Origin of the sequence: Phenylobacterium sp., assembly GCF_031412415.1 — a bacterium.
GTDB lineage: Bacteria > Pseudomonadota > Alphaproteobacteria > Caulobacterales > Caulobacteraceae > Phenylobacterium.
The window spans coordinates 1-5,619 of record NZ_JANOCX010000076.1; the positions used below are offsets into that span (position 1 = coordinate 1).

The 5,619-nt window shown below is 67.9% G+C and carries 6 protein-coding genes and 1 tRNA gene; 2 read left to right on the plus strand and 5 right to left on the minus strand.

From position 1 onward, the window contains the following. The 3 genes from RMO04_RS03765 to RMO04_RS03775 form a co-directional block, all read right to left on the minus strand. Positions 1–412, minus strand: a 412-nt coding sequence (locus RMO04_RS03765) for a tryptophan 2,3-dioxygenase family protein (protein ID WP_309643457.1), incomplete at its 3' end; no start/stop codon positions are given. Further along, a complete protein-coding gene (locus RMO04_RS03770; protein ID WP_309643458.1) occupies positions 409–768 on the minus strand; it encodes a DUF6285 domain-containing protein in 360 nt (119 codons plus the stop codon). The genes RMO04_RS03765 and RMO04_RS03770, both read right to left, overlap by 4 nt. Then, entirely contained in the window at positions 765–1,757 is a 993-nt protein-coding gene (locus RMO04_RS03775; protein ID WP_309643459.1) for a phosphotransferase family protein, read from the minus strand. Before RMO04_RS03775 ends, RMO04_RS03770 begins: the two co-directional genes overlap by 4 nt. 102 nt (positions 1,758–1,859) lie before the next feature. Between RMO04_RS03775 and RMO04_RS03780 the strand changes: the two genes are divergently transcribed. Further along, entirely contained in the window at positions 1,860–3,158 is a 1,299-nt protein-coding gene (locus RMO04_RS03780; protein WP_309643460.1) for an acyl-CoA dehydrogenase family protein, read from the plus strand. On the opposite strand, the gene RMO04_RS03785 is transcribed toward RMO04_RS03780, so the two are convergent. Then, the gene (locus RMO04_RS03785; protein WP_309643461.1) at positions 3,155–4,564 is read right to left on the minus strand and encodes a Mur ligase family protein; all 1,410 of its coding nucleotides are present in this window, start codon (positions 4,562–4,564) and stop codon (positions 3,155–3,157) included. The two genes, RMO04_RS03780 and RMO04_RS03785, sit on opposite strands and share 4 nt — an antisense overlap. Before the next feature lie 294 nt (positions 4,565–4,858). Here RMO04_RS03785 and RMO04_RS03790 point away from each other — a divergent pair. Further along, positions 4,859–4,934, plus strand: a tRNA-Asn gene (locus RMO04_RS03790). 78 nt (positions 4,935–5,012) lie between these two features. Here the strand turns inward: RMO04_RS03790 and RMO04_RS03795 are convergent. Continuing rightward, positions 5,013–5,619, minus strand: a 607-nt coding sequence (locus RMO04_RS03795; protein ID WP_309643462.1) for a ShlB/FhaC/HecB family hemolysin secretion/activation protein, incomplete at its 5' end; no start/stop codon positions are given.

Consider the following 5,619-nt stretch of genomic DNA (forward strand, 5'->3'; position numbering starts at 1 on the left):
CTTCGTGGACGCGGAGCATGGCGGCGTCCTTTGCCCCCATCAGGAACTCCAGCATCCGGTACTGGAAGGACTGGAAGCCCGAGCTCTGTCCCAGGTGCGGGCGAAGGGCGTGGTAGTCGCTGGGGGTCATGGTGCCCAGCACGTCCCAGGACTGGATGAGCTGGCCCTGGATGCGGCTGACCCGGGCGATCATCTTGAAGGCCGGGCCCAGGTCATCGTCGCGGATATGCTGGCGGGCGGCCGAAAGCTCGTGGATCGAAAGCTTCAGCCAGAGCTCCGAGGCCTGGTGGATGATGATGAACAGCAGCTCGTCGTGTTCGGACGAACGCGGGCGCTGGGCCGACAGCAGGGTGTCGAGGCCCAGATAGTCGCCGTAGCTCATTGGCGGGGGGGTGTGGAGCTTGTCGGTCACCGGCTCGGCTCCGGCGCGTAGTTCGGTTGGTCGATGGCGATCTGGTCGACGATGTTGGCCTTCAGCGCGGCCAGCAGGCCGGGGGTGTCGCGGTCCATCTTGCCGTCGCGCAGGTTGGCGCAGAGTTCGGCATTGAGGTCGATCAGGGCGCCCTCGTGGCCCAGCAGGGCGGCGAGACGCGCGGTGGCGGCGGCCTCCGCTTCGGGACCCATCAGCAGTTCGCGCTTCACCACGCTCAGGACGTTAGCCGCGACCCTCGCCAGGAAGGCGTCGCGAGGGGCGAGGCTGGGCCGAACGGAGTCGATCCAGCGGGCGACCGCCTCCACCAGTTCGTCGGCGCGAGGGTTTTGGATCACAGGCCGTTCTCCATCAGGATGACAAGGTCGATCTCGGTCTCGGAGACGCGGCGGCCGATCATCGGGCGCTCGACGGAGGCCTCGGCGCCGGTGGCGTAGCTGGCATACATCATCAGGCACATCACCCCCCATTTCAGCGAGCCCAGGGCCTGCCATTGGAGGACGCGCGACAATGGGACCTCGCCGCCGCCGCCGGCCGTGTAGCCGTCCAGCAGGTCGGCGTAGTGTCCGAAGCCGCCGACCGGCAGCTCGGACTTCCCGAACCGCCAGGAGTTGACGCATATCCACGACAGGTCCTCGGCCGGATCGCCGTAGTGGGACAGTTCCCAGTCCAGCACGGCGGCCACACCCTGCTCCGGATCGACGATGATGTTTCCATTGCGGAAATCGCCGTGCAGCAGCACGGGCTCGACCGGCGGGGGCGCATGCTTCTTCAGGTGCTGGAAGGCTAGTTCCAGGATCGGCCGTTCGGCGCCGGATTGGCGATAGACGGCTTCGTAGCGTTCCAGCTCCTGCAGGAAGTCGACGGTCTTGAGCGGCGCATCGGTGGTGGCCGAATGGATCTGGGCGAGGATGCCGCCGCACTGGCGCGCCAGGGTGGGGCGGACGGTCTCGAACTTCGGGTCGGTGACGATCTTGCGACCCAGGGTCTCGCCGGCGATGCGCCGGGTGATGTGGGCCTCGCCCAGGCCGTCGCCGGGCCGGGCCAGGTGGATCAGCGGCGCGACCGGCGCGCCCACGGCGTGGGCCGCGGTGATCAGGGCGGCTTCCGTGGCGAGCGAGACCGAGCGCGAGGCGTCTTCGTCGATGGGACCGCCCGGCCTACGGCGCAGGATCATCTCCTCGCGACCGCCGGGGCCCTCAACCGCGAAAGCCCAGGTTTCCATGCTGGCGCCGCCCGACAGGCGCTGCAGATCGACGACCTGCGCCCCCTCTCCGCTCCACGTCGAAGCCAGCCGCCCAAGCGCTTGAAAAATCTCGTCTGCCATGACGCGGCGGAACCTCTGACCTGATCTATTCTATCGATCTGGAGCACTCGAAGCGGTGATGTAAACCGCCAAATTCAACGGCCCGCCCAGGAGGAAAACGCCATGGACTTCGCCCTGTCGCCGGAACTGACCGCCTATCTCGGCGAACTCGACGCCTTCATCGAGGCCAAGATCAAGCCGCTGGAGCAGCAGGACGACAACATGAAGTACTTCGACCACCGTCGAGAGTACGAGCGCACCGACTGGGACGCCGGCGGCCTGCCGAAGAAGGAGTGGGAAGAGCTGCTGGGCAAGGCCCGCAAGCTGGCCGACGAGGCCGGACACCTGCGCTACGCCTGGCCCACCGAGATGGGCGGCAAGGGCGGCTCGAACCTGGATATGGCGGTGATCCGCGAGCACCTGGCCGCCAAGGGCCTGGGCCTGCACAACGACCTGCAGAACGAGCACTCGATCGTCGGCAACAACCCCTTCATCCTGATGTTCAAGGAGTTCGCGACCAACGCCCAGTACGACCGCGACGGCGCCAAGCTGCTGGCCGGCCAGATGCGGACGGGCTTCGGACTGACCGAACCGAACCACGGCTCGGACGCCACCTTCATGGAGACCACGGCGGTCCCGCACGAGAAGGACGGCAAGCCCGGCTGGCTGATCCGCGGCGAAAAGATGTGGACGACGGGGATGCACGTGGCGACCCACGTGATGGTCTTCGCCCGCACCAGCGGCAAGGACGGCGACGCCACAGGCATCACCTGTTTCATCGTCCCCGCCGACACCGCCGGCGTGAAGATCGAGGAGTATCTGTGGACCTTCAACATGCCCACGGACCATCCCCGCGTCAGCTTCACCGATGTCTGGATTCCGGAGGACAGCTACTGGGGGCAGATCGACCGGGGGTTGGGGCTGGGCCAGTCCTTCGTCCACCAGAATCGCATCCGCCAAGCGGCCTCGTCCCTGGGCGCGGCGGTGTTCTGCGTCGAGGAGAGCGTGAAGTACGCCCGGGCGCGCAAGCCGTTCGGCAAGCCGCTGTCGGACAACCAGGGCATCCAGTTCCCGCTCGTTGAGCTGGCGACCCAGTGCGAGATGCTGCGCCTGCTGATCCGCAAGACCGCCTGGGACATGGACCACATGGAACACAAGGAGATCGAGCGGACGATCTCCGACAAGGTCTCAATGTGTAACTACTGGGCCAATCGCCTGGTCTGCGAGGCCGCCGACCGGGCCATGCAGGTTCACGGCGGCATCGGCTATTCGCGCCACAAGCCCTTCGAGCACATCTACCGCCACCACCGCCGCTATCGGATCACCGAGGGCTCGGAGGAGATCCAGATGCGCAAGGTCGCCGCCTTCCTGTTCGGCTATCTCGGGCCGAAACGGGCGGCGTACAAGGCCGCCGGGCTCTAGGCGGCGACAGCGGCACCGTAGAGGCGGTCGAACACCGGCGGCAGGCTGTCGGGCAGGCCCAGCAGGGGGCCGGACGACAGCAGCAGGACCGCCTCGTCGCCGCGCAGGCGCGAGAGCGCGCCGATAACCTCGTCGGCGCTTTCGACGCCCTGAACCGGAACGCCGGCCGCCGCCGTTCGCGCCACGATATCCTCGTGGGTCGACTGGTGATGACTGGCCGCGCCATGGGTCGGCGGGGGGATCATGAGCACCTTGGCCGCGCCCTCGAACACCGTGTCGTACCAGGCGAGCGCGTCGCGTGACCGCCAAGAGAAGGTGTGGGGTTCGAAGACCACGATCAGCGGTCGCTCGGGATAGTGCAGCGTCATCGCCTCGATGGCCGAGCGGGCCTTCTCATAGGATGACCCGAAGCCCTCGATCAGCGGAACGCGCGACGCGGTGGTCAGCCGGTCCAGCCGCCGGCGAATACCGCCGAAGCTCTCCAGGCCCCGCGCCAGTAGGTCGGGGCTGACCAGTCCGCGCGCCAGCAGGTAAGCCGCGACGCCCACGATGTTCTCGACATTGTGGGCCCCGAGCAGCTGGGTGCGCAGGGCGATCTCGCGGCCGTCGGGCGCCACCAGGGTGAAGCTGGTGGTCTCGCCGAACACGACGTCGCGACTGTACCAGCCCTCGCAGGGGGCGGTGTCGTACCAGACCGTCCGCGCGCTCGTGTGATGCGCCACCGCGCGGATCGCCGGGTGATCCCGCAACACGGCCAGGCCGCTCGTGGGCAGTCCCTTGAGCAGCTCGATGAACGGCGCCTCATACTCGGCGAAGGTCGGGAAGACGTTGACGTGATCGTGGATCAGCGAGGTCAGCAGCAGATGGTCGGGGTGGTAGAGGGCGAACTTGGACCTGCGGTCGGCGGCGGAGACGATGTACTCGTCGCCCTCCAGCACCACCGGCCCCGCCCCCCAATGACCCGTCTCCGGCAGGGATGGGGAGATGGCGCCGACCATCCAGCCCGGATCGTTCCCGGCCTGGCGCAGGATGTGGGCCATCAGCGCCGTGCAACTCGACTTGCCGAAGGAGCCGGCCACCACCGTGACCTCGCGGCCAATGGTCACTTCGCCCAGCATCTCGGCGAAGGTGGTGACGCGAACGCCGCGGGCGCGCGCGGCGATCACCTCGGGATTGGTTTCCGCGCCCAGCTTGGCGCTGGTCCCCAGCACCAGGACATCCAGGGCGGCGGGAAGATTGGCCGCGTCGAATTGGCGGTGGAAGGGAAAACCCAGGCCCTCCACATAGGTCGACATCGGCGGGAAGACGTCTTCGTCGGAACCGGAGACCTCGTGACCGGCGTCGCGCATCAACAGCGCCACCGCGCTCATCCCCGCCCCCGCCACGCCCGTGAAATGGATCCGCATTCCAGACTGCTCCCGGCGCGCTCGCCGTCCCCTGCCCTGACTAGCGGACGTCGCCCCGCAGCCTCAAGACCCACCTGCCCCGCGCGGCGTTCTGGAGCAGAGGCCAGGCGACCTTAACACTTGCTTAACCATGTCGACGGAACCTGACGCGGTCTTCTCCGGAAGACACCCCACCATCACCGACTTCGTAAAGCCCGGCTTCGGCCGGGCTCTTTTTTCGACCCGGATGGAGCGCATGACATCCATGGCTTGCGCGCCCGCCCGACGCGACGTATATCGCCGCCTCCGATGTGATCCCCGATAGCTCAGCTGGTAGAGCAGTCGGCTGTTAACCGACTTGTCGCAGGTTCGAGTCCTGCTCGGGGAGCCATCGCCTTCAATCCAGCGACATCGTCAGCCGCGCCTGGTCGTTCCCAGCAAACGCTTCGCGTCTTCGAGCGCTGAGACGCTAGAAGCGCGCCGAGATCGAGACGAAGGTGCGCCAATCCTTGTCGCCGCGTTCGTAGGGCGTGCGGGTCAGGGGCTTGGCGGCCTCCAGCCCCACGGTGACGCGTTCGCCCACCCGCACCCGAACGCCAAGGCCGGTCGAGGCCAGCGCGGCGCTGTCGCCTCCACGGTTCCAGACCTGGGCGGCGTCCACGAAGCCGTAGCCCTGAACGAAGGTGATCGGCGGCCGTTTGGGGTCCCAGCCGACCCGCAGCTCGGCGGTGCCCGCCACCCCGCGATCGCCGCTGAGCTCAGCGTAGTTGTAGCCCCGGCCGTAGGGGGCGCCCCCGACGGCGAACTCCTCGGAGGCCAGCAGGGCGTCGGGTGACCACTGGCCGTCGGCGGCGAGGTAGAGGCCGGTGTTGGCGCTGAGGTCGCGGTAGTGGGCGGCGCGAGCGTTCACCTTCCAGAACTCGCGCGAGGCGTCGGCCCGCGACAGACCGCTGGCGCCGCTGGCCGCGTCGCGCTCCCCGCCGGAGAGCTGGACGAACAGGCTGGTCGAACGCCGGCCGTCGCCGAAGTCGCCGTTGACCGCCCCGCGCAGCACCCGGACATCGTCGCTGTAGCCG

What these genes read in the sequence shown, in the direction of transcription:
- RMO04_RS03775 (WP_309643459.1), bottom strand. Translation starts at nt 1,757, where the DNA reads ATGGCAGACGAGATTTTTCAAGCGCTTGGGCGGCTGGCTTCGACGTGG.
- RMO04_RS03780 (WP_309643460.1), top strand. Translation starts at nt 1,860, where the DNA reads ATGGACTTCGCCCTGTCGCCGGAACTGACCGCCTATCTCGGCGAACTC.
- RMO04_RS03785 (WP_309643461.1), bottom strand. Translation starts at nt 4,564, where the DNA reads ATGCGGATCCATTTCACGGGCGTGGCGGGGGCGGGGATGAGCGCGGTG.